General features: G+C 67.5%; 26 protein-coding genes and 1 riboswitch. Of the genes, 15 read left to right on the top strand and 11 right to left on the bottom strand.

The window, feature by feature from the left end; all coding sequences use genetic code 11:
- The first annotated feature begins 25 nt into the window (after positions 1-25).
- The 12 genes from ACOAPY_RS03825 to ispA all read left to right on the top strand — a co-directional run bounded on the left by ACOAPY_RS03825 (position 26) and on the right by ispA (position 12,037).
- On the top strand, positions 26-634 hold the full coding sequence (locus ACOAPY_RS03825) for a YqiA/YcfP family alpha/beta fold hydrolase (RefSeq protein WP_169921619.1): 609 nt from the start codon (positions 26-28) through the stop codon (positions 632-634).
- Between the two features lie 281 nt (positions 635-915).
- Positions 916-2,811 (top strand): DNA topoisomerase IV subunit B, encoded by a 1,896-nt coding sequence (parE, locus tag ACOAPY_RS03820; protein WP_280001870.1) that lies wholly within the window; start codon positions 916-918, stop codon positions 2,809-2,811.
- Positions 2,808-3,800, top strand: coding sequence for an esterase-like activity of phytase family protein (locus ACOAPY_RS03815; protein ID WP_465155067.1), 993 nt, complete (start codon positions 2,808-2,810; stop codon positions 3,798-3,800). Before parE ends, ACOAPY_RS03815 begins: the two co-directional genes overlap by 4 nt.
- Complete coding sequence (locus ACOAPY_RS03810) at positions 3,797-4,318, top strand: retropepsin-like aspartic protease family protein (RefSeq protein ID WP_465155066.1); 522 nt, start codon at positions 3,797-3,799, stop codon at positions 4,316-4,318. Before ACOAPY_RS03815 ends, ACOAPY_RS03810 begins: the two co-directional genes overlap by 4 nt.
- A 10-nt stretch (positions 4,319-4,328) precedes the next feature.
- Positions 4,329-6,590: a DNA topoisomerase IV subunit A gene (gene parC / locus ACOAPY_RS03805; protein ID WP_465155065.1), complete on the top strand. Its 2,262-nt coding sequence runs from the start codon at positions 4,329-4,331 to the stop codon at positions 6,588-6,590.
- A gap of 26 nt (positions 6,591-6,616) precedes the next feature.
- On the top strand, positions 6,617-7,735 hold the full coding sequence (locus ACOAPY_RS03800; protein ID WP_465155064.1) for an MlaE family ABC transporter permease: 1,119 nt from the start codon (positions 6,617-6,619) through the stop codon (positions 7,733-7,735).
- Position 7,736: 1 nt separating this feature from the next.
- Complete coding sequence (locus ACOAPY_RS03795; RefSeq protein ID WP_076580152.1) at positions 7,737-8,504, top strand: ABC transporter ATP-binding protein; 768 nt, start codon at positions 7,737-7,739, stop codon at positions 8,502-8,504.
- Positions 8,501-9,451 (top strand): MlaD family protein, encoded by a 951-nt coding sequence (locus ACOAPY_RS03790; protein ID WP_076580150.1) that lies wholly within the window; start codon positions 8,501-8,503, stop codon positions 9,449-9,451. The genes ACOAPY_RS03795 and ACOAPY_RS03790 overlap by 4 nt, the downstream gene beginning before the upstream one ends.
- Positions 9,448-10,023, top strand: a complete 576-nt coding sequence (locus tag ACOAPY_RS03785) for a PqiC family protein (protein ID WP_465155063.1) — start codon at positions 9,448-9,450, stop codon at positions 10,021-10,023. The genes ACOAPY_RS03790 and ACOAPY_RS03785 overlap by 4 nt, the downstream gene beginning before the upstream one ends.
- An 85-nt stretch (positions 10,024-10,108) precedes the next feature.
- Positions 10,109-10,819, top strand: coding sequence for a PqiC family protein (locus ACOAPY_RS03780; protein WP_142136453.1), 711 nt, complete (start codon positions 10,109-10,111; stop codon positions 10,817-10,819).
- 94 nt (positions 10,820-10,913) lie between these two features.
- Positions 10,914-11,153: an exodeoxyribonuclease VII small subunit gene (locus tag ACOAPY_RS03775; protein WP_465155062.1), complete on the top strand. Its 240-nt coding sequence runs from the start codon at positions 10,914-10,916 to the stop codon at positions 11,151-11,153.
- On the top strand, positions 11,150-12,037 hold the full coding sequence (gene ispA / locus ACOAPY_RS03770) for a (2E,6E)-farnesyl diphosphate synthase (RefSeq protein ID WP_465155061.1): 888 nt from the start codon (positions 11,150-11,152) through the stop codon (positions 12,035-12,037). Before ACOAPY_RS03775 ends, ispA begins: the two co-directional genes overlap by 4 nt.
- A gap of 121 nt (positions 12,038-12,158) precedes the next feature.
- Here ispA and ACOAPY_RS03765 read toward each other — a convergent pair whose 3' ends face one another.
- Positions 12,159-13,058, bottom strand: coding sequence for a phosphatase PAP2 family protein (locus ACOAPY_RS03765; RefSeq protein ID WP_465155060.1), 900 nt, complete (start codon positions 13,056-13,058; stop codon positions 12,159-12,161).
- A 184-nt stretch (positions 13,059-13,242) separates the two neighbouring features.
- Here ACOAPY_RS03765 and ACOAPY_RS03760 point away from each other — a divergent pair, with 184 nt between their 5' ends.
- From ACOAPY_RS03760 to ACOAPY_RS03750, 3 genes are all read left to right on the top strand, one after another.
- Positions 13,243-14,193 carry an alpha/beta fold hydrolase gene (locus ACOAPY_RS03760; RefSeq protein WP_465155059.1) on the top strand — a complete coding sequence of 317 codons (951 nt, stop codon included), beginning with the start codon at positions 13,243-13,245 and terminating at the stop codon, positions 14,191-14,193.
- 81 nt (positions 14,194-14,274) lie between these two features.
- Positions 14,275-16,179 carry a 1-deoxy-D-xylulose-5-phosphate synthase gene (gene dxs, locus ACOAPY_RS03755; RefSeq protein WP_465155058.1) on the top strand — a complete coding sequence of 635 codons (1,905 nt, stop codon included), beginning with the start codon at positions 14,275-14,277 and terminating at the stop codon, positions 16,177-16,179.
- Between the two features lie 50 nt (positions 16,180-16,229).
- Positions 16,230-16,434: riboswitch (cobalamin riboswitch) on the top strand.
- An 81-nt stretch (positions 16,435-16,515) separates the two neighbouring features.
- A complete protein-coding gene (locus tag ACOAPY_RS03750) occupies positions 16,516-18,402 on the top strand; it encodes a TonB-dependent receptor domain-containing protein (protein ID WP_465155057.1) in 1,887 nt (628 codons plus the stop codon).
- A 39-nt stretch (positions 18,403-18,441) separates the two neighbouring features.
- On the opposite strand, the gene ACOAPY_RS03745 is transcribed toward ACOAPY_RS03750, so the two are convergent.
- The 10 genes from ACOAPY_RS03745 to ribBA form a co-directional block, all read right to left on the bottom strand.
- A complete protein-coding gene (locus ACOAPY_RS03745; protein WP_465155056.1) occupies positions 18,442-19,239 on the bottom strand; it encodes a helical backbone metal receptor in 798 nt (265 codons plus the stop codon).
- Complete coding sequence (locus tag ACOAPY_RS03740) at positions 19,239-19,658, bottom strand: MFS transporter (protein WP_076580134.1); 420 nt, start codon at positions 19,656-19,658, stop codon at positions 19,239-19,241. Before ACOAPY_RS03740 ends, ACOAPY_RS03745 begins: the two co-directional genes overlap by 1 nt.
- On the bottom strand, positions 19,658-20,266 hold the full coding sequence (ribA, locus tag ACOAPY_RS03735) for a GTP cyclohydrolase II (RefSeq protein WP_076580132.1): 609 nt from the start codon (positions 20,264-20,266) through the stop codon (positions 19,658-19,660). Before ribA ends, ACOAPY_RS03740 begins: the two co-directional genes overlap by 1 nt.
- 120 nt (positions 20,267-20,386) lie before the next feature.
- Entirely contained in the window at positions 20,387-21,037 is a 651-nt protein-coding gene (locus ACOAPY_RS03730; RefSeq protein WP_465155055.1) for a retropepsin-like aspartic protease family protein, read from the bottom strand.
- Positions 21,024-21,779, bottom strand: coding sequence for a substrate-binding periplasmic protein (locus ACOAPY_RS03725; protein ID WP_465155054.1), 756 nt, complete (start codon positions 21,777-21,779; stop codon positions 21,024-21,026). The genes ACOAPY_RS03730 and ACOAPY_RS03725 overlap by 14 nt, the downstream gene beginning before the upstream one ends.
- A 14-nt stretch (positions 21,780-21,793) precedes the next feature.
- Positions 21,794-22,279 carry a phosphatidylglycerophosphatase A family protein gene (locus tag ACOAPY_RS03720; protein ID WP_256720130.1) on the bottom strand — a complete coding sequence of 162 codons (486 nt, stop codon included), beginning with the start codon at positions 22,277-22,279 and terminating at the stop codon, positions 21,794-21,796.
- Positions 22,272-23,237, bottom strand: a complete 966-nt coding sequence (gene thiL, locus ACOAPY_RS03715; RefSeq protein ID WP_465155052.1) for a thiamine-phosphate kinase — start codon at positions 23,235-23,237, stop codon at positions 22,272-22,274. Before thiL ends, ACOAPY_RS03720 begins: the two co-directional genes overlap by 8 nt.
- Positions 23,238-23,252: 15 nt before the next feature.
- Positions 23,253-23,732 carry a transcription antitermination factor NusB gene (nusB, locus tag ACOAPY_RS03710; protein ID WP_465156700.1) on the bottom strand — a complete coding sequence of 160 codons (480 nt, stop codon included), beginning with the start codon at positions 23,730-23,732 and terminating at the stop codon, positions 23,253-23,255.
- A 2-nt stretch (positions 23,733-23,734) separates the two neighbouring features.
- Positions 23,735-24,211, bottom strand: coding sequence for a 6,7-dimethyl-8-ribityllumazine synthase (gene ribH, locus ACOAPY_RS03705; protein ID WP_021701003.1), 477 nt, complete (start codon positions 24,209-24,211; stop codon positions 23,735-23,737).
- A gap of 108 nt (positions 24,212-24,319) precedes the next feature.
- Positions 24,320-25,402, bottom strand: coding sequence for a bifunctional 3,4-dihydroxy-2-butanone-4-phosphate synthase/GTP cyclohydrolase II (gene ribBA / locus ACOAPY_RS03700; RefSeq protein WP_076580120.1), 1,083 nt, complete (start codon positions 25,400-25,402; stop codon positions 24,320-24,322).
- Positions 25,403-25,410 lie beyond the last annotated feature (8 nt).

The raw sequence follows: 25,410 nt of genomic DNA, 5'->3' as shown, positions 1-25,410 counted from the left end.
CGCCTAGCTTGTAGCCTCCCGCTCCATGACTCCCAGCATCCTCTATATCCACGGTCTAAACAGCTCGCCGACCTCGACCAAGGCCAGCCAGCTGTTCAAGGTGGCCGAACACTGTGGCATCGCCCAACAGCTGCGCGTGCCGGCCCTGCACCATCACCCGCGCCAGGCCATGGCTCAGCTGCAGGCAGCCGTCGCCGAGCTGGGCCGGCCGTTGCTGGTCGGCAGCTCTCTCGGCGGCTTCTACGCCACCTACCTCGCCGAGCAGCATGGCCTCGATGCCCTGCTGATCAACCCGGCCGTGCGCCCGCACCGGTTGTTCGGCGGCAAGGAAGAGCTGCAGACCAACTACTACACCGGCGAAACCTGGCTGCTGACCCACGACCATGCCGCCGCCCTGGCCGAGCTGGAAATGCCCGAGCCGCGTGACGCCAAGCGCTACCGGGTATGGCTGCAGACGGCCGACGAGACCCTCGACTACCGCCAGGCCGAGGCCTTCTACGCCGGCTGCAGCCTGGACATCCAGGAAGGCGGCGACCACAGCTACCAGGGCTTTGCCCGACGCATACCGGAAATCCTCACGCTGGCCGGCTTCGATCCGGCCCTGTGGGCAGACTTCGACTTTTCCACCCTTTAATCGACAAGAGACACCATGGCCCAGCAGACAGCTTGCGCTCATACCCATTTCCCCCCCGCGACGGAGGCCATTTCGCTACGGAGCAAGGAAGGAGGAGTGAGGTTTGGTGCTCCAAATGAACGACGACTGACACCGCGCCGTAGCGAAATGGCCTCGTCCCTAAGGTTTGCGCCAGAAATTTCGCCATGCGGTGTTGCGGGACTTGCCAAGGGAATGCCATTGCCAGCGTCCCGCGCCTTGCCTGGCGAAATTTCTGGCTGCAACGCGGGGGAGAAATGGGTATGAGCGCAAGCTCTTATAACGCCGATGCCATCGAAGTACTGTCCGGTCTGGACCCGGTGCGCAAGCGCCCGGGCATGTACACCGACACGGCGCGGCCCAACCACCTGGCCCAGGAAGTCATCGACAACAGCGTCGACGAGGCGCTGGCCGGCCACGCCAAGACCATCCAGGTGATCCTCCACGCCGACAACTCGCTGGAAGTGATCGACGACGGCCGCGGCATGCCGGTGGACATCCACCCGGAAGAAGGCATCCCCGGCGTCGAGCTGATCCTCACCAAGCTGCACGCCGGCGGCAAGTTCTCCAACAAGAACTACCAGTTCTCCGGCGGCCTGCACGGCGTGGGCATCTCGGTGGTCAACGCCCTGTCCAACCAAGTCGAGGTCAAGGTCAAGCGTGATGGCAACGAGCACCGCATGACCTTCGCCGACGGCTTCAAGGCCACCGACCTGGAAGTGATCGGCACGGTCGGCAAGCGCAACACCGGCACCAGCGTGCGCTTCTGGCCCGATCCGCAGTACTTCGACTCGCCGAAGTTCTCCATCAGCCGCCTCAAGCATGTGCTCAAGGCCAAGGCCGTACTCTGCCCGGGGCTGGAAGTCACCTTCACCGACAAGAACCTCGACGAGACCACCCGCTGGTACTTCGAGGACGGCCTGCGCTCCTACCTCACCGATGCGGTGAGCGAGTACGTGCGCCTGCCCGACGAGCCGTTCTGCGGCTCGCTGGCCGGCAACCAGGAAGCGGTGGACTGGGCCCTGCTGTGGCTGCCGGAAGGCGGCGAGTCGCTGCAGGAAAGCTACGTCAACCTGATCCCCACCGCGCAGGGCGGCACCCACGTCAACGGCCTGCGCCAGGGCCTGCTGGACGCCATGCGCGAGTTCTGCGAATTCCGCAACCTGCTGCCGCGCGGGGTCAAGCTCGCCCCGGAAGACGTCTGGGAACGCATCGCCTTTGTCCTCTCGATGAAGATGCAGGAAGCGCAGTTCTCCGGGCAGACCAAGGAGCGCCTGTCCTCGCGCGAGGCAGCCGCCTTCGTTTCGGGCGTGGTCAAGGACGCCTTCAGCCTGTGGCTCAATGCCCACCCGGAAACCGGTCTGCTGCTGGCCGAGCAGGCCATTGGCAACGCCGGTCGCCGCCTGAAAGCCGGCAAGAAAGTCGAGCGCAAGAAGATCACCCAGGGCCCGGCGCTGCCCGGCAAGCTGGCCGACTGCGCGGGGCAGGACCCGATGCGCGCCGAGCTGTTCCTGGTGGAAGGTGACTCCGCTGGCGGCTCGGCCAAGCAGGCGCGCGACAAGGAGTTCCAGGCGATCATGCCGCTGCGCGGCAAGATCCTGAACACCTGGGAAGTGGACGGCGGCGAAGTGCTGGCCTCGCAGGAAGTCCACGACATCGCCGTGGCCATCGGTATCGACCCGGGCTCCAGCGACCTGTCGCAGCTGCGCTACGGCAAGATCTGCATCCTCGCCGACGCCGACTCCGACGGCCTGCATATCGCCACCCTGCTTTGCGCCCTGTTCGTTCGTCACTTCCGCCCGCTGGTGGAAGCCGGCCACGTCTACGTGGCGATGCCGCCGCTGTACCGCATCGACCTGGGCAAGGAAGTCTTCTACGCCCTCGACGAGGCCGAGCGCGACGGCATCCTCGATCGCCTGGTGGCCGAGAAGCGCCGTGGCAAGCCGCAGGTCACCCGCTTCAAGGGCCTTGGCGAGATGAACCCGCCGCAGCTGCGCGAAACCACCATGGACCCCAACACCCGCCGCCTGGTGCAGCTGAGCCTGGACGACTTCCAGGCCACCCACGAGGTGATGGACATGCTGCTGGCGAAGAAGCGCGCTGGCGACCGCAAGAGCTGGCTGGAAAGCAAGGGCAACCTGGCCGAGGTGCTGGCGTGAGGCTGAGCCTCGCCCTGGCCGGCCTGCTGCTGGCCGGTACGGCCGCTGCCGCCGACCAGCCTGCCGCGCTGGCGGAACTGGAGCTGCTCGCCGAGCACCCGGTAGCCGGCATGGCCGCCGGCAACCTGTCCGGCCTGACCCGCTGCGGCAGTGAATGGCTGGCGCTGTCCGACCGCGAGGACGACCGCCTGTACCGCCTGCAGCCGGGCGATGGCGCCTGGCAGGCCGAGGCCGAGACCTTCGATGCCCCGCCAGTGCCGCCCAGCGCCCTGCCCTGGGGCCTGCGCATGCGCACCTGGGCCGCCAACCTGGTGCGCGGCGGCAAGCTCGACTTCGAAAGCATCAGCTGCGATGCCAAGGGCAACCGCTACCTGCTCAGCGAGGCGCATGTCGCCCTGCTGCAGGTGGGTCCCAGCGGCATGGCCGAATGGCTGGCGCTGCCGGATGGCCTGATCCGCCAGGCCCGCGCCAGCGGCATGCTGCTGCGCCACAACGCCCTGCTCGAGGGCCTGGCCATCGACCCGAGCGGCACACGCCTGTGGCTGGCTGCCGAGCGTGAGCGCCGTGGCCTGCTGGTGCTGCACCTGGAGAAGGGCCGCTGGCGGTGCACCGGCGGCTGCATCCTGATGTCCGAGGCTGGCCAGCGACGCTCACCGCTCACCCCGCAGAGCGATGCGCGCTACCCGCGCAGCTTTGGCGACCTGGCCTACTTCGACGGCAAGCTGTTCAGCCTGGAACGCCTGGAGCACCGTATCTGCCGCCGCAACCCGACGACCGGTGCGGAAGAAAAATGCTGGTCGTTCGTCGCCGCCGCCCTGGCCGAGGGACGCGCCTACCCCGAACCCTACGGCGTCGCCGAAGCCCTGTGGCTGGATCAGGAGGGTGCCTGGCTGGGCCTGGACAACAACGACCTGGCGCGCGCCGACGGCGAGCGCCGCCCGCTGCTCTGGCAGTTCAAGGCCCCGGCCGGCGGCTGGAGCGCGCCATGAGCGAGCGCCCCGCCGGCCAGCGCGCCGCCCGTGTCATGCTGATCCTGGCCTGGGTCGCCGCCCTGGCCCTGGCCACCCACTGGTTCGGCAACTGGGAAGAGCAACAGGCCAATCCCAATCGCCAGCCACAGTCGGTGCATGGCAACGGCTACATCGAAGTCAGCCTGGCCAGCAGCCGCGGCGGCCACTACCTGCTGGACGGCAAGATCGACGGCCACACCGTGACCTTCCTCCTCGATACCGGCGCCAGCGCCGTGGCCATTCCGCAGCAGCTGGCCAAGGAACTCGGCCTGCAGCCCGGCGCTCCCGTACAGATCCGCACCGCCAACGGCACCGTGACCGGCTGGCGCACCCGCCTCGGCCTGCTGCAGCTCGGCGATATCCAGCTGCGCGAGGTGGCGGCACTGATCACCCCCGGCATGGAAGGCCACGAGGTGCTGCTCGGCATGAGCGCCCTCAAGCAACTCGAATTCACTCAGAAGGGCGGCACCCTGGTGCTGCGCCAATCAACACGATAATGAGGCACGCATGAGCGACTCCCTCGATTTGAGCCTGGAAGGCGTGGAACGCCGTTCCCTCGCGGACTTCACCGAGCAGGCTTATCTCAACTACTCCATGTACGTAATCATGGACCGCGCCCTGCCGCATATCGGCGATGGCTTGAAACCGGTGCAACGGCGCATCGTCTATGCCATGAGCGAGCTGGGCCTGGATGCCGACGCCAAGCACAAGAAGTCGGCGCGTACCGTCGGTGACGTGCTCGGCAAGTTCCACCCGCACGGTGACAGCGCCTGCTACGAGGCCATGGTGCTGATGGCGCAGCCGTTCAGCTACCGCTACACCCTGGTCGACGGCCAGGGCAACTGGGGTGCGCCGGACGATCCCAAGTCCTTCGCCGCCATGCGTTACACCGAGGCGCGCCTGTCGCGCTATTCGGAAGTGCTGCTGTCCGAACTGGGCCAGGGTACGGTGGACTGGGTGCCGAACTTCGACGGCACCCTGGACGAGCCGGCGACCCTGCCGGCACGCCTGCCCAACCTGTTGTTGAATGGCACCACCGGCATCGCCGTGGGCATGGCCACCGACGTGCCGCCGCACAACCTGCGCGAAGTCGCCAGCGCCTGCGTCCGCCTGCTGGACGAGCCGGGCGCCACGGTCGAGCAGCTGTGCGAGCACATCCAGGGCCCGGACTTCCCCACCGAAGCCGAGGTGATCACGCCCAAGGCCGACCTGCTGAAAATCTACGAAACCGGCCGTGGCTCGGTGCGCATGCGCGCCGTGTACCGCGTCGAGGACGGCGATATCGTGGTCACCGCCCTGCCGCATCAGGTCTCCGGAGCCAAGGTGCTGGAGCAGATCGCCGCGCAGATGCAGGCCAAGAAGCTGCCGATGGTTGCCGACCTGCGCGACGAGTCGGACCACGAGAACCCCTGCCGCATCGTAATCATCCCGCGTTCCAACCGCGTGGATGCCGACGAGCTGATGACTCACCTGTTCGCCACCACCGATCTGGAAAGCTCCTACCGGGTCAACACCAACGTCATCGGTCTGGACGGCAAGCCGCAGGTGAAAGACCTGCGCACCCTGCTCACCGAGTGGCTGCAGTACCGCGTCGGCACCGTGCGCCGCCGTCTGCAGTTCCGCCTGGACAAGGTGGAGAAGCGCCTGCACCTGTTGGAAGGCTTGCTGGTTGCCTTCCTCAACCTGGACGAAGTGATCCATATCATCCGTACCGAGGACCAGCCCAAGCCGGTGCTGATGGCGCGCTTCGGTCTGACCGAGGTGCAGGCCGACTACATCCTCGACACCCGCCTGCGTCAGCTGGCGCGTCTGGAAGAGATGAAGATCCGCGGCGAGCAGGACGAACTGGCCAAGGAGCGCGACAAGCTGCTGGCCCTGCTCGGCAGCGAAGCCAAGCTGAAAAAACTGGTACGCCAGGAAATCCTCGACGACGCAGAGAAATACGGCGACAACCGCCGCTCGCCGATCGTCGCCCGCGCCGAAGCCCGCGCCCTGTCGGAAACCGAGCTGATGCCGACCGAGCCGGTCACCGTGGTGCTCTCGGAAAAAGGCTGGGTACGCTGCGCCAAGGGTCACGATATCGACGCCACCGGCCTGTCGTACAAGGCCGGCGACGGCTTCAAGGCCGCCGCGCCGGGCCGCTCGAATCAGTACGCGGTCTTTATCGACTCGACAGGCAGGAGTTATTCCCTCGCCGCCCATAGCCTTCCGTCGGCACGTGGCCAGGGCGAGCCGCTCACCGGCCGCCTGACCCCGCCACCGGGCGCGACCTTCGATTGCGTGCTGCTGCCGGACGACAGCGCCCTGTACGTGATCGCCTCGGACGCCGGCTACGGTTTCGTGGTCAAGGGTGAGGACCTGCAGGCCAAGAACAAGGCCGGCAAGGCCCTGCTGACCCTGCCCAACGGCTCGCTGGTGGTGCCGCCCAAGCCGGTGGCCAGCGTCGAGGACAACTGGCTGGCGGCAGTGACCACCGAGGGCCGCCTGCTGCTGTTCCCGGTGCGCGACCTGCCGCAACTGGGCAAAGGCAAGGGCAACAAGATCATCGGCATCCCCGGTGAGCGCGTGGCCAGCCGCGAGGAATACCTCACCGATCTGGCCGTGCTGCCCAGCGGCGCGGCGCTGGTGCTGCAGGCCGGCAAGCGCACCCTGACGCTCAAGGCCGACGACCTGGAACACTACAAGGGTGAGCGTGGCCGCCGTGGCAACAAGCTGCCGCGTGGCTTCCAGCGGGTCGACCAGCTGCTGGTCGAGGTGCCTGGCGCCTGACCGCGCGGCCGGCAAGGAGACGCACCATGGACGCCGCCGAACTGCGCTGGCAACAGGACACCCAGGGCCGCACGCATCTCTGCGTCAGCGGCCACTGGACCCTGGCCACGCGCAAGCCGGACCTGCAGGCGGTGTTCGAGGCTTTCGCCAGCCACAACGCCGAGCTGCCGGTACGGGTAACGGTCGCGGCCTGGGACAGCAGCCTGCTGGCCCTGCTGCGGCGCCTGCAACGCCTGGCCACGGAACGCCAGCTGCAACTGCGCTGGCTGGAACTGCCGGACGGCGTCGAGCGCCTGCTGCAGATGGGCAGCGCCCATCCGATCCAGCCCGGCAGCAGCGCCCAGGCGCGCGGCGGGCCGCTGATCCGCCTGGGACTGATGGTCATGGCGACCCTGGCCAGCCTGACCACTGCGGCCACCTTCCTCGGCGAAGTCTGCCTGGCACTGCTCAACCTGTTGCGCGGTCGCGCGCGCCTGCGTGGTGGCGACTTCTGGCTGGCCCTGCAGCAGTGCGGCCCCGGTGCCCTGCCCATCGTCGCGCTGATCGCCACCCTGGTCGGCCTGATCCTCGCCTTCGTCGGCGCCGCCCAGCTGGAGGCTTTCGGCGCCCAGCTGTACATCGCCAACATGGTGGCCATCGGCATGACCCGCGAGATGGGCGCGCTGATGACCGCAGTGATCATGGCCGGGCGCACCGGCGCCGCCTATGCCGCCGAGCTGGGCAGCATGCAGGCCAACGAGGAAATCGATGCGCTGAAAACCTTCGGCTTCCCGCCGCTGGAATTCCTCGTGCTGCCGCGCCTGCTGGCACTGCTGGTGGCCATGCCGCTGCTGTGCGTGTTCGCCGATGCCCTCGGCATCCTCGGCGGCTTCATCATCGGCGCCGGCCTGTTCGACATCTCCGCCGCGCAGTACCTCAACCAGAGCCTGGAGATGCTCAACCTCACTGACTTTTTCCTCGGTATCTTCAAGAGCCTGGTATTCGCCGTGCTGATCGGCCTGATCGGCTGCCACTACGGCCTGGCCTGCGGCCGCAATGCGCAGGCCGTGGGCCAGGCGACGACCCGCGCGGTGGTCAGCATCATCGTCGCGCTGGTGGTGAGCGATGCGCTGATCACGCTGATCTGCACACAGCTGGGAATCTGAGATGAGTGATGCCGTGCTGATCGCCGAAAACCTCGCCGCCGGCTACGGCAAGCGGGTGATCCAGCGCGACCTGAACTTCCGCATCGCGCGCGGCGAGGTGTTCGTCATCATGGGCGGCAGCGGCTGTGGCAAGAGCACCCTGCTGCGCCACCTGATCGGCCTGCAGGCGCCGCTGGCCGGGCGCATGCTGTTCAACGGCGAAGAGTTCTGGGCGCAGTCCGAGGCGCGCCGCGCCGAGCTGCAGCAGGAGTTCGGCGTGCTCTACCAGAACGGCGCGCTGTGGGGCTCGATGACCCTGCGCGAGAATATCTGCCTGCCGCTGGAAACCTACCGCCCCAACCTCGGCCGTGCCGAGCTGGACGAGCTGGCCGCACTCAAACTGGCGCTGGTCGGCCTTGGCGGCTGCGACGAGCTGTACCCGGCCGAGCTGTCCGGCGGCATGCGCAAGCGCGCCGCGCTGGCCCGCGCGCTGGCGCTGGACCCGCAGGTACTGTTTTTCGACGAGCCCTCGGCCGGCCTCGACCCGATCAGCTCGATGGCCCTGGACGAACTGATCCTGCAGCTGCGCGACAGCCTCGGCTCCAGTATCGTGCTGGTCACCCACGAGCTGCCGAGCATCTTCACCGTCGCCGACACCTGCCTGTTCCTCGACGGCCAGGCCGGCACCCAGCTGGCCCTCGGCCCGCCAGACGAATTGCTCGCCCATGGCCCGGAGGCGGTACGCCGCTTCCTCGGCCGCAGCCGGCACCCGGCCAAGGAGGCCCCATGAGTGAATCCCGCAAGCCGCTGCTGATCGGCAGCTTCCTGCTCGGCGGCCTGTTCCTGCTGGTCGCCGGCACCCTGTTGCTGTCGCGTGACAGCTGGTTCAGCCAGCCCAGCGAGTACGTGGTGTACTTCAAGGGCGCGCTAGACGGCCTCGACGTCGGCGCCGACGTCACCTACCGCGGAGTCAAGGTCGGCAGCGTGCGCGAAATCCGCCTGTCCTACGACCGCGACATCAAGGACGTGGTGATGCCGGTGATCCTGCGCATCGACCCGCAGCAGGCCAGCAGCAAGCGAAGTGTCGACCAGGTACTGGAGCAACTGGTGCAGCGCGGCCTGCGCGCCCAGTTGCAGACACCCAGCCTGCTCACCGGCAAGGCCATCGTCGCGCTGGACATGTTCCCCGACACCCCGGGTTACGTGCGCGAACCCAACGATATCGAGCTGCCGGCCATCCCCAGCGTACCCTCGCGTATCGACCAGGCGGCAAACCTGCTCAACGACCTGGTCGCCGAAATCCGCGAACTGCCCTTGCTCGAACTGATCGACTCGGCCACCCAGGCCATGCGCGGCATCGAGCGCCTGAGCCGCTCCGACGACCTGAACAACGGCCTGCACAGCCTGGCAGCCACCCTGGCCAACCTCGACCGTCTCAGCCAGCGCCTGGACGCCCAACTGCCGGCGCTGCTCGCCTCGGCGCAGCGCAGCAGCGGCGAACTCGATGCCACCCTCGGCGAGATCCGCCAGGCCTCCGCCGGCCTGCGCCAAACGCTGGAGCAGACCAACGCCCTGCTCGGTGACAGCCGCCGCAGCCTGGGACCGGAATCCGAGCTGCAATACCAGCTGGGCAGCGCGCTGCAGGAACTCAGCCGCGCCAGCAAGGCGCTGCAACGCACCGCCGAAAGCCTGGAACAGCAGCCACAATCGCTGATCTTCGGGAAGCCCAAACCATGAGCCGCTACCTGCTACCTCTCGCCCTTCTGCTGCTGGGCGGCTGCGCCGCCAGCACGCCGCAGGCGTTCTACCAGCTGCCCGCGCCCGCCGCCCAGCTGCCGGCCAACGCCGCCGGCCCGGCGGTGCTGCTCGGCCCGCTGCAGCTGGCCGACTACCTGCAGCGCGAGAACCTGATGCAGCGGCAGAGCGATCAGCGGCTCAGCGTCAGCGCCAGCGGACGCTGGGCCGGCAGCCTGCAGGACGACATCGGCAACCTGCTGCTCGCCACCCTGGCCACGCACCTGCGCAGCAGCGACCTGGCGCTCTACCCCGACCGCGTCGGCTTCAGCGCCCAGGCGCAGATCATCCTCAACATTTCCCGCCTGGACTCCGGCCCGCAACAGCCGGCGGTACTGGAAGCGCGCTGGCGTCTGCTCGATACCCGGGGCCAGCAGCGTGCCGGCGACCTGCTGCAGCTGCGCGAAGAGCACGACGGCAGCCTGGAGAGCCAGGTCGCCGCCCAGGGCCGCCTGGTCGAACGCCTCGGCCAGCGCCTGGCCGACGCCGTACGGAAGCTGCCAGCCGGCAGCTGAGCTGGAGTCCACACGCGCTTTGACGGATGATACGCGGCCGTTTCGCACACGTTTCCGGCCGCCCCGGCGGCCCAGGGTAGAGAGAATGAAACCGCTGTACCTCGTTTCCGTCCTGCTGCTGTCCGGCCTGCTCGGGCTGACGGGCTGTACCGTGCACCAGCCGGTGCCGCTGTACCAGCTGGACAACGGCAACGCGCCGCTGCCGACGCAGGCCCAGGGCGTGGCCGTGCTGCTCGGCCCGGTGTCGATCGCCGACTACCTGCAGCGCGAAGCCTTCCTGCAGCGCCAGACCGACGGCAGCCTGCTGGTCGCCGACGACGCGCGCTGGGCCGGCAGCCTGGCCACCGACATCGACCAGGTGCTGCTGCGCCAGCTGGCCTCGCGCCTGGACAGCCAGCGCACCGTGCTGGCCCCGACCAATGCCGAGTTCAAGGCCGACGTGCAGGTGCTGCTGAACATCATCCGCCTGGACTCCGGCCCGCAGCTGCCGGCGGTGCTGGAAGCGCAATGGCGCCTGCTCGACCGCAACGGCCAGCTGCGCGACAGCCGTCTGCTGCGCCTGGAAGAGGCGCACAGCGGCACCGTCGCCGACCAGGTACAGGCACAGAGCCGCCTGCTGCGCCAGCTGACCCAGCAACTGGCCGCGGCCATCGAACCGCTGCGCGACCAGCCGATAGCCGAAGCGAGCAAACCGGCGCCAACGCCCAAGCGCCCGGCGCGCGCACCGCAGCAGCCGGGGCCGAAAATCCCCATGGTCGGCCCGACGCCGGGCGGCGGCGAAGTGCTGCGCTTCTGATCACCGGCCCCGCCATCGCGGGGCCGTCCATTTGCCCCGCCGCGCGCCGCTCTGCTAGTGTCGCGCCCGTTCCAACCCCGCCGAGACCCTGCACATGGCCCGCAAGAAAGCCGCCGACTTCGAAACCTCCCTCGCCGAGCTGCAAACCCTGGTCGAGCGCCTGGAGAGCGGCGAGCTGTCGCTGGAAGACTCCCTTGGCGCCTTCGAACAGGGCATCCGCCTGACCCGCGACTGCCAGGCCTCTCTGGCCCAGGCCGAGCAGAAGGTGCAGCAACTGCTCGAACGCGACGGCGAGCTGCAGGAAGTCCCGTTCGACGCGGAAGACCAGGCATGATCGGCGAGTACCAGCAGCGCTGCGCCGCGCGCGTCGACGCGCTCCTGGCTGAACTGTTCGAGGCCCCGCGCGACGAGCTGGCGCGCCTGTACCAGGCCATGCGCTACAGCGTGGTCAACGGTGGCAAGCGTGTGCGCCCGTTGCTGGTCTACGCCGCCTGCGAGGCGCTGGATGGCGACCTCGACCGCGCCGATGGCGCCGCCTGCGCGGTGGAGCTGATTCATGCCTATTCGCTGGTGCACGACGACCTGCCGGCGATGGACGACGATGACCTGCGCCGCGGCCAGCCGACCACCCACATCGCCTACGACGAGGCCTGCGCCATTCTCGCCGGTGACGGCCTGCAGAGCCTGGCCTTCGCGGTGTTGGCCGATGCCCGGCGCAACCCGGCGGATGCCCACCTGCGCCTGTCCATGGTCATGGGCCTGGCCCGCGCCGCCGGCCCGGCCGGCATGGTCGGCGGCCAGGCCATCGACCTCGAGTCGGTTGGTCGCCAGCTCGACCAGCAGGCCCTGGAAACCATGCACCGGCACAAGACCGGGGCCCTGATCGAGGCCAGCGTGCAGCTTGGTGCGCTCGCCAGCGGCAACGCCGATGAACAGGCACTGCGCTCACTGCAACAGTACGCCAGGGCTATCGGCCTGGCCTTTCAGGTGCAGGACGACATCCTCGACGTGGAAAGCGACACCGCCACCCTGGGCAAAACCCAGGGCAAGGACGAGGCCAACGACAAGCCCACCTACCCCGCCCTGCTCGGCATGGAGGCGGCCAAGGCCTACGCCCTGGAACTGCGCGATCAGGCCCTGCATGCCCTGCGCCCGTTCGGCGACAGCGCCGAGCCGCTGCGCGAACTGGCCCGCTACATCGTCGAACGGCGCAGCTAAGCCGCCGCCATGAAAAACGCCGGGCATCGACCCGGCGTTTTTCATGGTCCGGCGAAAACACAGCGTAGGGCGGCTGCAGTCCGCGCGACAGAAAACGAGGGGTTCATCCGCCCCACGAATATCAGACGGCGGCCCCGACCGGCAGCGCCGACGCATCCCGCCGCACCGCCACCAGCAGCCCCAGTCGCACCAGCAGCCAGGGCATCAGCCAGGCCACGAACAGCCCCATCGCCAGGCCACGCAGGCCCTGCCAGGCCAGCGACTCCCACGGCCAGGCGGCTCCGGCCAGCTTCAAGCCCTTCTGCAGCAGGATAAACGCCAGCGCGCCGAGCACCGCGGCCGCCAGCCGGCGCCACAGCACCACCTCGGCGGAAAAGGCCAGTTGGCGATAGCCAAACAGCACGCCGAGCAGCATGCCCGCCAGCAGCGGCACGTAACCGGGCGCCGCGCCCGGCCAGCTCAGCCAGGCGCAGGAGAACGCCAGCAGGATCAGCACCAGGTGCCAACCGGCATGGGCCTCGCGCCACCAGTCCCAGCGGCGCACACACTCGAACACCAGCAGCGTGGCGATACCCAGCAGCGCGCCGCCGAGTACGTCCTCGACATCATGGGCGCCCAGGTACAGACGGCTGAAAATGATACCCGCCGCAATCACTCCGGCGACCAGCCAGGCCCAGGCCCGGCGCAGCTCCCAGGCCAGCCACAGCCAGATGACGATGGCGATCTGCGCATGCCCGCTGGGCAGGCCGAAACTGTCGCCCACCTGATGATCCATGCGCAGGGCGACAGGCGGCCGCGGGTCCTGCCAGAAGTCCTTGAGCCAGGCATTGAGCAGGGCGGTGAACGCCACCAGCACCAGCAGGCGCAGGAATACGCCGCGATGCCAGGCCCAGTAGCCCAGCGGCAGGAAGAACAGAATGAACTTCTCGTAGCCCAGCAGGGTGAAGAAACGCATCAGCGGGGTCAGCTCATCGCTGCGCAGCGGCAGCACCCAATCCAGGCTGTGGAGCAATTCGTTCATGACGGTCCTTGCGATACGCGGCGAAAGGTTACTGATAATGCCCGCAGGGATTGCCGGCAAGGGCCGATTCGGACAAATGATTCACCGATCTGAGTACCGGGTATTCGGCCTGAGACTGTTGGCTGCACGGGCTGCAGACAGCCCCTAAGCTGCCTGTTATCCCCACCCTTCAAGGCGCACGAGCATGGACCTGGAACATCAACTGCTGGTCGTCAACGGCATTGATCTCAGCCTCTACAGCGCCGGACCGGCCGATGGCCGTCCAGTCTGGCTGCTGCATGGCTTTCCCGAGTGCTGGTATGCCTGGCAGCCGCAGATCGAGGCATTGAGCCGGGCTGGTTACCGGGTATTCGCCCCGGAGATGCGTGGCTACGGTCAGAGCAGCGCGCCGCGCGACCCTGCCGCCTACGACCTGCTGACCCTGTGCGGCGATATCCAGGGCGCCATGGACGCCCTCGGCCACACCCGCGTCGCCGTGGTAGGCCACGATTGGGGCGCACCGGTGGCCTGGCACCTGGCCCTGCTGGAGCCCGAGCGGGTGCAGGCGCTCGGCGCGCTGTCGGTGCCCTTCGGCGGGCGCCCGAAACGCCCGGCCATCGAGATGATGCGCACGGCCTACGCCGGGCGCTTCCATTACATCCTCTATTTCCAGCAGCCGGGCCTGGCCGAGACCGAGCTGGACGCCGACATCGGCCGCAGCCTGCGCCTGCTGCTCGGCGGCCTGGGCGGCGCGCTGCTGGCCGACAAGGCGGCAGACGCCAGGCTGTTCGACGGTCTCACCGACGTCCCGCTACCGAGCTGGTGCTCGCCCGAACTGTTCGCCGTGTACGAACGCACCTTCGCCGGTCGCGGCTTCCATGGCGCCCTCAACTGGTACCGCAACTTCGAGCGCAACTGGCAGCGCACCGAAGCGCTGGCAGAGCTGCAGGTGCACCAGCCGACCCTGTTCCTGCTCGGCGAGCACGACCCGGTCGGCCGCTTCGAGGCGCCGACCCTGGCACGCATGGCGGCCAAGGTGCCCCAGCTGGAGCAGCACCTGCTACCCGGTTGCGGTCACTGGCTACAGAGCGAGGACGGCCCTGGAGTCAATGCACTGCTGCTGGATTTCCTCGGCCGCCATTACCCCACAGCCTGATCACCTTACAGGTCGTTTGGGCTGTTCCCGGCGCTTCGGGTAAACTGCCGCATCTCTTGTACACCTATAACGATCAGCCTGATGCCGACCACCTTCCACGAAATTCCTCGCGAGCGGCCCGCCACGCCGCTGCTTGACCGCGCCGACACCCCGGAAGGCCTGCGTCGCCTGGCGGAAGGCGAGCTGGAAAGCCTTGCCGACGAGCTGCGCCAGTACCTGCTGTATAGCGTCGGGCAGACTGGGGGGCACTTCGGTGCAGGCCTCGGCGTGGTCGAGCTGACCATCGCCCTGCACTACATCTTCGATACGCCGGATGACCGCCTGGTGTGGGACGTGGGCCACCAGGCCTACCCGCACAAGATCCTCACCGGCCGTCGCGAGCGCATGGGCAGTCTGCGCCAGAAGGACGGCCTGGCCGCCTTCCCGCGCCGCAGCGAGAGCGAGTACGACACCTTTGGCGTCGGCCACTCCAGCACCAGCATCAGCGCCGCGCTGGGCATGGCCATCGCCGCGCGCCTGCAGGGCAGCAAGCGCAAGGCGGTGGCGGTGATCGGCGACGGCGCGCTGACCGCCGGCATGGCCTTCGAGGCGCTCAACCACGCCTCCGACGTCAAGGCCAACATGCTGGTCGTGCTCAACGACAACGACATGTCGATCTCCAAGAACGTCGGCGGCCTGTCCAACTACCTGGCCAAGATCATTTCCAGTCGCACCTATTCGAGCATGCGCGAGGGCAGCAAGAAGATCCTCTCGCGTCTGCCCGGCGCCTGGGAGATCGCGCGCAAGGTCGAAGAGCACGCCAAGGGCATGCTGGTACCGGGCACGCTGTTCGAGGAGCTGGGCTGGAACTACGTCGGCCCCATCGACGGCCATGACCTGCCCACCCTGCTCGCCACGCTGCGCAATATGCGCGATCTGGAGGGCCCGCAGTTCCTCCACGTGGTGACCAAGAAGGGCAAGGGCTTCGCGCCGGCCGAGGCCGACCCGATCGGCTACCACGCCATTACCAAGCTGGAACCGATCAACGCCCCGGTGGCGCCCAAGCAGCCCTCCGGGCCCAAGTATTCCGGTGTGTTCGGCCAGTGGCTGTGCGATATGGCGGCCGCAGACCCGCGCCTGGTCGGCATCACCCCGGCGATGAAGGAAGGCTCGGACCTGGTGGCCTTCAGCGAGCGCTTCCCCGAGCGCTACTTCGACGTGGCCATCGCCGAGCAGCATGCGGTGACCCTGGCCGCCGGCATGGCCTGCGACGGCGCCAAGCCGGTGGTGGCGATCTACTCCACCTTCCTGCAGCGCGCCTACGACCAGTTGATCCACGACGTGGCGGTGCAGAACCTCGACGTGCTGTTCGCCATCGACCGTGCCGGCCTGGTTGGCGAAGACGGTCCGACCCACGCCGGCAGCTTCGACATTTCCTACCTGCGCTGCATCCCCGGCATGCTCATCGCCACCCCCAGCGACGAGAACGAGCTGCGCCAGCTACTGACCACCGGCTACCACTTCCAGGGCCCGGCAGCCGTGCGCTATCCGCGAGGCAGCGGTCCCAACGCGCCCATCGATCCGGCCTTGACAGGTGTGGAGATCGGCAAGGCCGTGGTGCGCCGCCAGGGCCGGGGCGTGGCCCTGCTGGTCTTCGGTGTGCAGCTGGCCGAGGCCCTGCGCGTGGGCGAGAGCCTGGATGCCACGGTGGTCGATATGCGCTTCGTAAAACCCCTGGACGAAGCCCTGCTGCGCGAACTGGCGGCCAGTCACGATCTGCTGGTGACCATCGAGGAAAACGCCGTGATGGGCGGCGCCGGCAGCGCGGTCAGCGAGTTCCTCGCCGCCGAGAACCAGGTCAAGCCACTGCTGCACCTGGGCCTGCCCGATTACTACGTAGAGCACGCCAAGCCGGCGCAGATGCTCGCCGAGTGCGGCCTGGACCAGGCCGGCATCGAAGCGGCCGTCCGTCGCCGCCTGCAGCAACTTGAGCAAAGTTCAAGCTGAGCCACGCTAAACTTGCTTGAGCTTCAACACGCCGTGCACTAAGGTGCGCGGCGTTTTGTTATCCATCAGGTGCGCCGGTCAATGCCGGCGATAATCGGGAAGCCGGTGCGCTCCATGAGCAATCCCGGCGCTGCCCCCGCAACGGTAATCGATCGCAGCCCTGCTGCAGGTCCGCGCAACAGCCACCGGGTCAACCGGGAAGGCGCGCGGAGTGGAATCGAGAGCCCGGAGACCGGCCTGGAGGATTCGACTGGTGTTGCGGAGGGCCGCACCGTCAGGTGCCGCCACGCGCCTGCTTTCTGCCCTCCTCGAAGTCTTTGTCTTTGAGGAACCCCGATGAAACTGTCCCACACCCTGCCCCTCTCGGCCCTGAGCCTGGCCCTGCTGCCTGCCGGTGCCGTGCTGGCCGCCAGCCAGGACGCCGCGCTCAAGCTGCCAGAGACGCTGATCAGCGCCAACCGCGACGTGCAGCAACGCGAAGCCAGCAGCGCGACGAGCACCGTGTTCACCCGCGCCGACATCGAGCGCCTGCAGCCGGCATCGGTCAGCGACCTGCTGCGCCGCGTGCCCGGCGTGCAGGTGACCGACAATGGCGCCGGCAGCCTGACCAGCCTGTACATCCGCGGCACCAAGTCGGCACAGAGCCTGGTGCTGGTGGATGGCATGCGCATCGCGTCGGCCAGCTCCGGCGACAGCAGCCTGCAGTACCTCAATGTCGACCAGATCGAACGTGTCGAAGTGCTGCGCGGCCCGCGTTCGGCGGTGTACGGCGCCGACGCCATTGGTGGCGTGGTGCAGATCTTTACCCGCCGCAGCGCCGGTGAAGGCCTGCAACCCTTCGTGCGCATGGGCTACGGCAGCAATGCCAGCTGGCGCCGCAGTGCCGGCATCTCCGGCGGCGACGCGCAGACTCGTTTCAGCCTGGCCGGCAGCCTCGACGAAACCGACGGCATCGACCGCACCGGCCCTTCCTACGACTCCGACCAGGATCACGACGGTTATCGCAACAAGGCCTTCAGCCTGAGCCTCAGCCACAGCTTCAGCGACAGCCTGGAAGCCGGCGTCAACGTCCTCGACCAGCGCGGCCGCACCGAGTTCGACAATCCCTTCGGCCGTTACGACATGACCACCTTCGAGTCGGTCGGCCAGGAGCCCTACAGCGACTTCACCCTCAGCAGCGTTTCCAGTTACCTGGACGCGCAGATCAATGACCTGTGGAGCAGCCGCCTGGAAGTCGGTCACAGCGAGAACCGCGAGGAAAGCCTGGACAAGCTCAGTGACGAGCGCGGCGTGTTCAATACCTACCGCGACTCGCTCAACTGGCTCAACACCCTGACCCTGAGCGACCGCCACAGCCTGTTGCTGGGCGCCGACTGGTACGAGGATCAGCTCAACAGCAACACCGCGTTCGCCGAGCAGCAACGCTGGAACCAGGCTGCCTTCATCCAGCACCGCTATGACGGCGAGGGCTTTTCCACCGAAGTGGGCATGCGCCACGACAAGAACGAACAGTTCGGCAGCGAAAACACCTGGAGCGGCGCCCTGACCCTGCCACTGAACGCCACCAACGATCTGGTGCTGTCGTACAGCGAGGGCTTCCGCGCACCGACTTTCAACGACCTCTACTACCCCGACTACAGCAACCCAGACCTCAAGCCCGAGCATTCGAAGAGCTATGAGCTGCAGTGGCGCAGCCAACTGGCCGAACGCACTCGCCTGGAGGCCTCGCTGTACCGCACCGATATCGAAGACGCGATCGCCAACGATCAGGACTTCATCCCGCAGAACATTGCCAAAGCCCGTATCCACGGTTTCGAGGCCAACCTGCAGCAGGAACTGTTCGGCTGGCAGGGGCAGCTCGGCATCGCGTTCGTCGACCCGCGCGACCGTGACAGCGGCCACACCCTCAACCGCCGAGCCCGTCGCACCCTGAGCCTGGACCTGGACCGCAGCTTCGGCGAATTCGCCGTCGGCGCCACCTGGCAACTGGCCAGCAGCAGCTACGACGATCCGAACAACCAGTACGAGCTGGGCGGCTACGGCCTGCTCGGTCTGCGTGGCAGCTGGCAGGCCAGTGACGAGCTGAAGCTGGAGGCGAAGATCGACAACCTGCTGGACAAGGACTACCAGCGCGCCCTGTACGAGCACGAGGGCGAACGCTACGGCTACCGCCAGGAAGGCCGCACGGCACTGCTCGGGTTCGTCTGGACGCCCAGGCTGTAAACGCACAAGGCCCCGCGAGGGGCCTTGTTGCTTAATGCCTCAACGGGCCTTGGCCAGCAGCTCGCAGAGCTGCTCGGTGGCCGCCAGCATCTGGAAGCTGGGGCGTTCCAGGCCCTTGTCCGGGACCGACCACAGCTGCCCCAGACGCACCGCCGGCAACTGCGGCCAGGCTTGCCAGCGCTGCAGTTCGGCATCGCTGCCGCCAAGAATCACCTCGGGCGCGCGCCCCAGCACCGCCTCGACATTGACCTGGGGTGCGGGCAACTGCAGATCGGCGAACACGTTGCGCGCGCCACACACCCGCAACGCGTCGCTGACGATCTGCCGCCCGCCCAGGGTGTACAGGGGCTCGTTCCACACCTGATAGAACACCGCCAACGGCGGGTCACGGCGATAGCGCTGCTGCAGCTCGGCCAGGCGCATGGTGAAGCGGTCACGCAGCTCGCGCCCACGGGCCTCGGCACCGACCAGCCGGCCCACTTCGACGAACTGCTCGGCCAGCGCCTGCAGATCATGAGGCTCACCGACATACAACGGCATACCAAAGGAGCGCAGCTGTGCCTGCTGGGCCTCGGGCACGCTCCCAGGCCAGAGCAGCAGCAGATCCGGCTTGAGCGCCAACAGGGTCTCCAGCTCGACCTGGCCATAGCGCCCCACCGACGGCACGCCCGCCAGCTCGGGCGGACGCGGGCCGCCATCAAGGAGGCCAACCAGGCGCCGCTCGGCGCCCAGCTCCAGCATGATTTCCGACATCGAGGGAGCCAGGCTGACCACCCGTTCGGCCGCCGTCAGCGCCGGGCTGAGGGCAAGCAGGCAGGCGGCCAGCAGTGCGCGCATCAACCCAACTGGCGAGGGATGCGGTACAGACAGAGCAGCACCACGCTGCTCAGGGACAGCAGGATCAGCGCGACGGCATTGAGCCCACTGAACAGGGCGATGGCAGCGATCCAGGCCGGCAGGCCAGCCCCCAGGAAGGCCTTGCGCCGCTGCACCGCCAGCGCCAGCCAGGCCTCGCGCTCATGCTCGCCATCCAGCGCAGCCTGGGTGGCGATCAGCGCGCGCTTGTAGGCGGAAAACAGCGGCAGGCTGACGAACATGGAAGCCACGCCGGCGATGAACAGAGGCATCTCCAGCACGCTGCCCAGCGCCTGACTGCCACCGAACAGCAGGTTGAGGAAGAACAGTGGGGCCAAGGCAAAACCCAGCCAGCGCCACCATTCCAGGGCCAGACGGCGACGCACCTCGGCGCGAGTCATCACTCTTCTTCCTGGTGTTTCAGACCCAGCATGTGGCCGAGCTTGCCGGCCTTGGTCGCCAGGTATTTACGATTGTGCGGGTTGAGACCGATTTCCAGCGGGCGGCGCTCGGCGACGCGCACGCCGAAACCTTCCAGCGCCTTGACCTTGCGCGGGTTGTTGGTCATCAGCTGGACCGACCTGATGCCCAGGTGGTCGAGCATCGGCTGGCAGATCGAGTAGTCACGCTGGTCAGCGGCGAAGCCCAGACGCTCGTTGGCTTCGACGGTGTCGGCACCGCCATCCTGTAACTCGTAGGCGCGGATCTTGTTCAGCAGGCCGATGCCACGGCCCTCCTGGCGCAGGTACAGGAGCACGCCACGCCCCTCGGCGGCGATGGCACGCAGGGCAGCTTCGAGCTGGGCACCACAGTCGCAGCGCTGGCTGAACAGGGCATCGCCGGTGAGGCACTCGGAGTGCAGGCGACCCAGCACCGGCTGGCCATCGGCGACGTCACCCAGGGTCAGGGCTACGTGCTCCTTGCCACTCTCCTCATCGAGGAAACCGTGCATGGTGAAGACCGCGAAAGGTGTGGGCAGCTGGGAGGCGGCGACGAAGACGACGGACACCGGGAGCTCCTGTGAGGTTCGGCAGAAAGGCCGGCATTGTACCAGCCGCAACGCCGCCCGGCGCAGCCTGAATTGTCGGGGATAAGCATCGAAGCGGCTGATGAATCGGCCGGCACCGCCCTACAGCTTGGACTCCAGCTGCAATACGCCGTTTTCTTCACGCCAGCGCACCCGACTGAGGAAACTCATGCCCAGCAGCACCTCGGTGGGCGAATCCCCCTCCAGCACCGCCGCCTCGACCCCCAGAACCTCAAGGGCACCAACCTTGACGCTGTCGAGCTTGATCTGCCAGGCCTTGACGTTGCCACCGGCCGTGCTGGCCACCATGGCCCGCCCCTTGACCCGGTAGTCGATGCCGAGCATGCGCGCCTGCCCCTCGTTCATCGCCACCGAAGTGGCCCCGGTATCGACCAGGAACTGTACCGGATGGCCCTCGATGGAGCCGGCCACCCAATAGTGATTGCCCGCACCACGACTGATGCTGAGCTGAGCTCTCTGCGGCTCCGAGCTGCCGGCCTGGTTGTATTCCCGGGTCATGGCGTAACTGCGCTGCACCCCGTCGACCTCCAGCACCGCGCCCTTGCTGTCGGCACTGATCACCCTGACGCCGCCGGGGCCGACCTGGCCGGCCCGCACCAGCTTGCGCTGACCGTCGACCAGCAACACCGCCGCGTTGGGAAATAGCCCCACCACCTGCACCTGGGTCTCGGCCTGCAGCACGGGGCACAGGGCCAGCAGCACACTGGCAGCGAACAGCTCAAGGCGACGCATCGGGGATCTCCATGTCCTCGTCAAAGGGGTAGGGCTGCTGCCAGCGGCGGAAGATCGGACGCAGTTCGCCATTGCGTAGCAGCTCGGCCATGCGCCGATCGAACAGTTCGGCCAGGGCGCGACCGCGGGCAGTATCGGCAAAGCCGGCATAGAGGGGCAAGCGGATCAGCTCGGTAGTGCGAAAAAGCGCAGGGTCCGAACCCTCGCGCAACACATCCTCGACTTCGGTGGAGGCGTCCAGATAGAAGTCGGCGTGACCCAGTTCAAGCATGCGCAGAATGCCGATTCGGCGCTCGATCTCCTTGAAGTGCCGCACCCCGGGCAGATAGCGCTGGTACTCATAGCCGCGCATCCAGGCCAAACGGTACTGGCCGATGCTCTGCAGACTGGGCTCCGGCGCGGCGCGCAAGGACAGGGCAACAATGCGATCGGCATCATAGGGGCTAGCGGGGTAAATGATGTTCTCAGAGACTTCGTCGCGATAGGAGCCCAGCCAGGCATCGGCCTCGCCCCGTTGCACCAGGCCAATCGCCCGGGTGTAGGGCACCAACCGGTAACTCATCGCTACGCCCGCTGGCTCGAACACGGCACGCATGATCTCCCAGGTCAGGCCGCTGCCATCGGCATTGGTGTGCCCGGCCCAGTGTTCGCTGACCAGGTTCACCTGCGCGGGCAGCGGCGCGCCAGCCTGTGCGCCGACGCCCCCCAGACACAACAGCAACCCCAGCAGCCAGGCACGCATCTACCGCCTCCGATTCAGGCCAGCCCCCACACCAGCAACTGCATGGCCAGCCAGGCGAATACCCCCGCCAGGATGTCGTCCAGCATGATGCCGATACCACCATGTACATGCCGGTCGATCCAGCGGATCGGCCAGGGTTTGAGAATGTCGAACACCCTGAATACCAGAAAGCCTAGCAGCAACCAGTACCAACCCTCGGGCACGAGCCACAGGGTGATCCACATGCCGACCATTTCGTCCCAGACGATGCCTTCGTGGTCATGCACGCCCATGTCCTCGGCCACCCGGCCACAGAGCCAGAAGCCGAACAGCATGGTGACGCCGAGCATCAACCAGTAGCCCCAGTCCGGCAGTTGCTGCCACAGAGGGATGAAGGGCAAGGCCACCAGCGAGCCCCAGGTGCCGGGCGCCTTGGGCATCAGCCCGGAACCGAAGCCAAAGGCGAGGAAATGCCAGGGATTGCGCCATACCTGCGGCGCGACTTTCACGACTTCAGTCACCACGACTCCCGAAATGTTGGTAGCCCGCGCTGGGCGGGTCGAGACGGCGGCCCGCGCCGTCCAGCAGTTGTACGCCCTGCCCGGCCACGGCCCGGCCGATCACCGTGGCCTCGGGCCATTGCGCCTGCAGTGCCGAAAGGTATTGCGCCGGCAGGGTAAAGGCCAGGCGGTAATCGTCGCCGCCGCTCAATGCGCAGTCCAACGCCCGCTCTCCCGCCAGGCTGTGCAGGGCGGCGGACAGCGGCAGCCTATCGCGCTCAACCTGCAGCGCCACGGCGGAAGCCTGGGCGATATGCCCACAGTCGGCCAGCAGGCCGTCGGAAATGTCCAGCGCCGCCGAGGCCCGGCCACGCAGCCATTGCCCCAGAGCGAGCTGCGGCTGCGGTGCCCAGTAGCGCTGCAGCAGATAGCTCGCGTCGTGCCCCTCGGCCGGCAGCTGCCCGAGGACAAGCGGCAAGGCCCCGGCCGCATCGCCGAGGCAGCCACCGACGCAGAGCAGATCGCCCGGGCGGGCACCCGCGCGGGTCAGTGCCTGACCGGCCGGCAACTGGCCAAAGACGCTGAGGGTGAGACTCAAGGGACCGCGAGTGGTGTCGCCACCGACCAGGGCAATGGCGCACTGCCCGGCCATCTGCGACAGACCACGGGCGAAGCTTTCCAGCCAGGTCGGCTCGGCTTCGGGCAGGGTCAGCGCCAGGGTGAAGCCCAGTGGCTCGGCGCCCATGGCGGCCAGGTCACTGACGCTGACCGCCAGGGCTCGCTGGCCAAGCAGAAACGGATCGCAGGGCTGGGGGAAATGTACGCCGGCCACCAGGGTATCGGTGGACAGCGCCAGCTGCATGCCGGGCGCCGGCTGCAGCAGCGCGCAGTCGTCGCCAATGCCAAGGACGATGCCTTCGGCCGCCTGCGCACAAGGCGCGGCGGCGAAGTAGCGACGGATCAGCTCGAACTCACCCACGACGGGCTTGCCGGCTCAGCGCTTGGCGGCCTTGACCTCGGCCGCGCGCAGTACCGGGGCCAGCTTGTCCAGCACGCCGTTGACGAACTTGTGCCCGTCGGTGGCGCCGAACACCTTGGCCAACTCGATGCCCTCGTTGATCACCACCTTGTAAGGCACATCGATACGGCTGGTCAGTTCCCAGGCGGACAGGCGCAGGATGGCCAGCTCGACCGGGTCCAGCTCTTCCAGCGGGATGTCCAGGAAGACCGCGAAGGACGCGTCCAGCTCGGTCTTCTGGCGGGCCACGCCGGTGAGGATGTCGTGGAAGTAGGCACCGTCGACGCCACTGAAGTCATTATCGACGCGGAACTGCGCTTCGATCTCGTTCAGCGACTGACCGGCCATATGCCACTGATACAGCGCCTGCATGGCCAGGCTGCGGGCCACGCGGCGCTGGGCGATCTTGCCCTTGGCCTTGGGCTGCGGAGCGTCCTGGCTGTCGTCGTGATTCAGGCTCACTTGGCCTCCAGCTGCGCCAGCAGACTTACCATTTCCAGAGCGGACAGGGCAGCTTCGGCGCCTTTGTTCCCGGCCTTGGTGCCGGAACGCTCGATGGCCTGCTCGATGGAGTCGACGGTCAGCACGCCGAAGGCGACCGGTACGCCGTATTCCATGGAGACCTGGGCCAGGCCCTTGGTGCACTCGCCGGCGACGTATTCGAAGTGCGGGGTACCGCCACGAATCACCGCGCCGAGGGCGATGATGGCGGCGAACTCGCCGCGCTGGGCGACTTTCTGGGTGACCAGCGGGATTTCGAAGGCACCCGGCGCGCGGATGATGGTGATGTCGCTTTCCTTCACGCCGTGGCGCACCAGGGCGTCGACGGCGCCGCTGACCAGGCTCTCGACGACGAAGCTGTTGAAGCGGCCAACCACCAGGGCGTATTTGCCTTGCGGGGCGATGAAGGTACCTTCGATGGTCTTCAGGGTCATGGGCGAGTCTCAGTCTGTATAAAGAGCCGGGGCGCCAATGGGCGTCCCGTGGATATCAATGTAGAACGAAAGGCCAGGCCGGGCGCAGGCTGCACTCGGCCGGAGTCATCATTCAGCGGGCAAGTATTCTACAACTTCCAGGTCAAAGCCGGATATGGCGTTGAACTTCATCGGCGCGCTCATCAGGCGCATCTTGCGCACACCCAGGTCGCGCAGGATCTGCGAACCGGCACCGACGGTGCTGTAGGTGGCAGGGCTCGGCGCCGGCTGCTTGCCGCCCAGGTGCGCCAGCAATTCGGGGCCGGTGAGCGGGTTGCCGAGCAACAGCACCACGCCGCTGCCGGCCTTGGCCACTTCGGCCATCGCCGCGCGCAGGCTCCAGCGCCCGGGCTGCTTGACCAGGAACAGGTCGCGCAGCGGCTCCATGTTGTGCACGCGCACCAGAGTCGGCTCCTCGGCGCACACCTTGCCCAGGGTCAGGGCCATGTGCGCGGTGTTCTCCACGCCGTCGCGGTAGGTGACCAGGGTGAACTGCCCCAGCTCGGTGTCCAGCGGCTGCTCGCTGACGCGCTCGACTGTGCGCTCGTGGATCAGGCGGTAGTGGATCAGATCGGCAATGGTGCCGATCTTGAGGTTGTGCTCGGCGGCGAACACCTCCAGCTCCGGGCGGCGGGCCATGGTGCCGTCATCGTTCATGATCTCGCAGATCACCCCGCTCGGCTCAAACCCGGCCATGCGCGCCAGGTCGCAGGCTGCTTCGGTGTGCCCGGCACGGGCCAGCACGCCACCGGCCTGGGCCATCAGCGGGAAGATATGACCGGGGCTGACGATATCGTCGGCTACCGCATGCTTCGCCACGGCGGCCTGCACGGTGCGCGCGCGGTCGGCGGCGGAGATGCCGGTGGTGACGCCTTCGGCCGCCTCGATGGACACGGTGAACTTGGTGCCGAAGCCGGAGCCGTTGCGCGGCGCCATCAGCGGCAGCTTGAGCAGCTCGCAGCGCTCGCGGGTCATCGGCATGCAGATCAGGCCGCGGGCGAAGCGGGCCATGAAGTTGATGTGCTCGGCGGTGACGCACTCGGAGGCGATGATGATGTCGCCTTCGTTCTCGCGGTCCTCGTCATCCATGAGGATGACCATCTTGCCGGCGCGGATGTCTTCGATCAGTTCTTCTGCGGTATTCAGGGCCATGGCGGCGC

The organism is Pseudomonas stagnisoli (assembly GCF_048595745.1).
GTDB lineage: Bacteria > Pseudomonadota > Gammaproteobacteria > Pseudomonadales > Pseudomonadaceae > Aquipseudomonas > Aquipseudomonas alcaligenes_A.
Note: the sequence above shows the minus strand (reverse complement) of the source record. Positions and strands in the feature narration are given on the sequence as shown.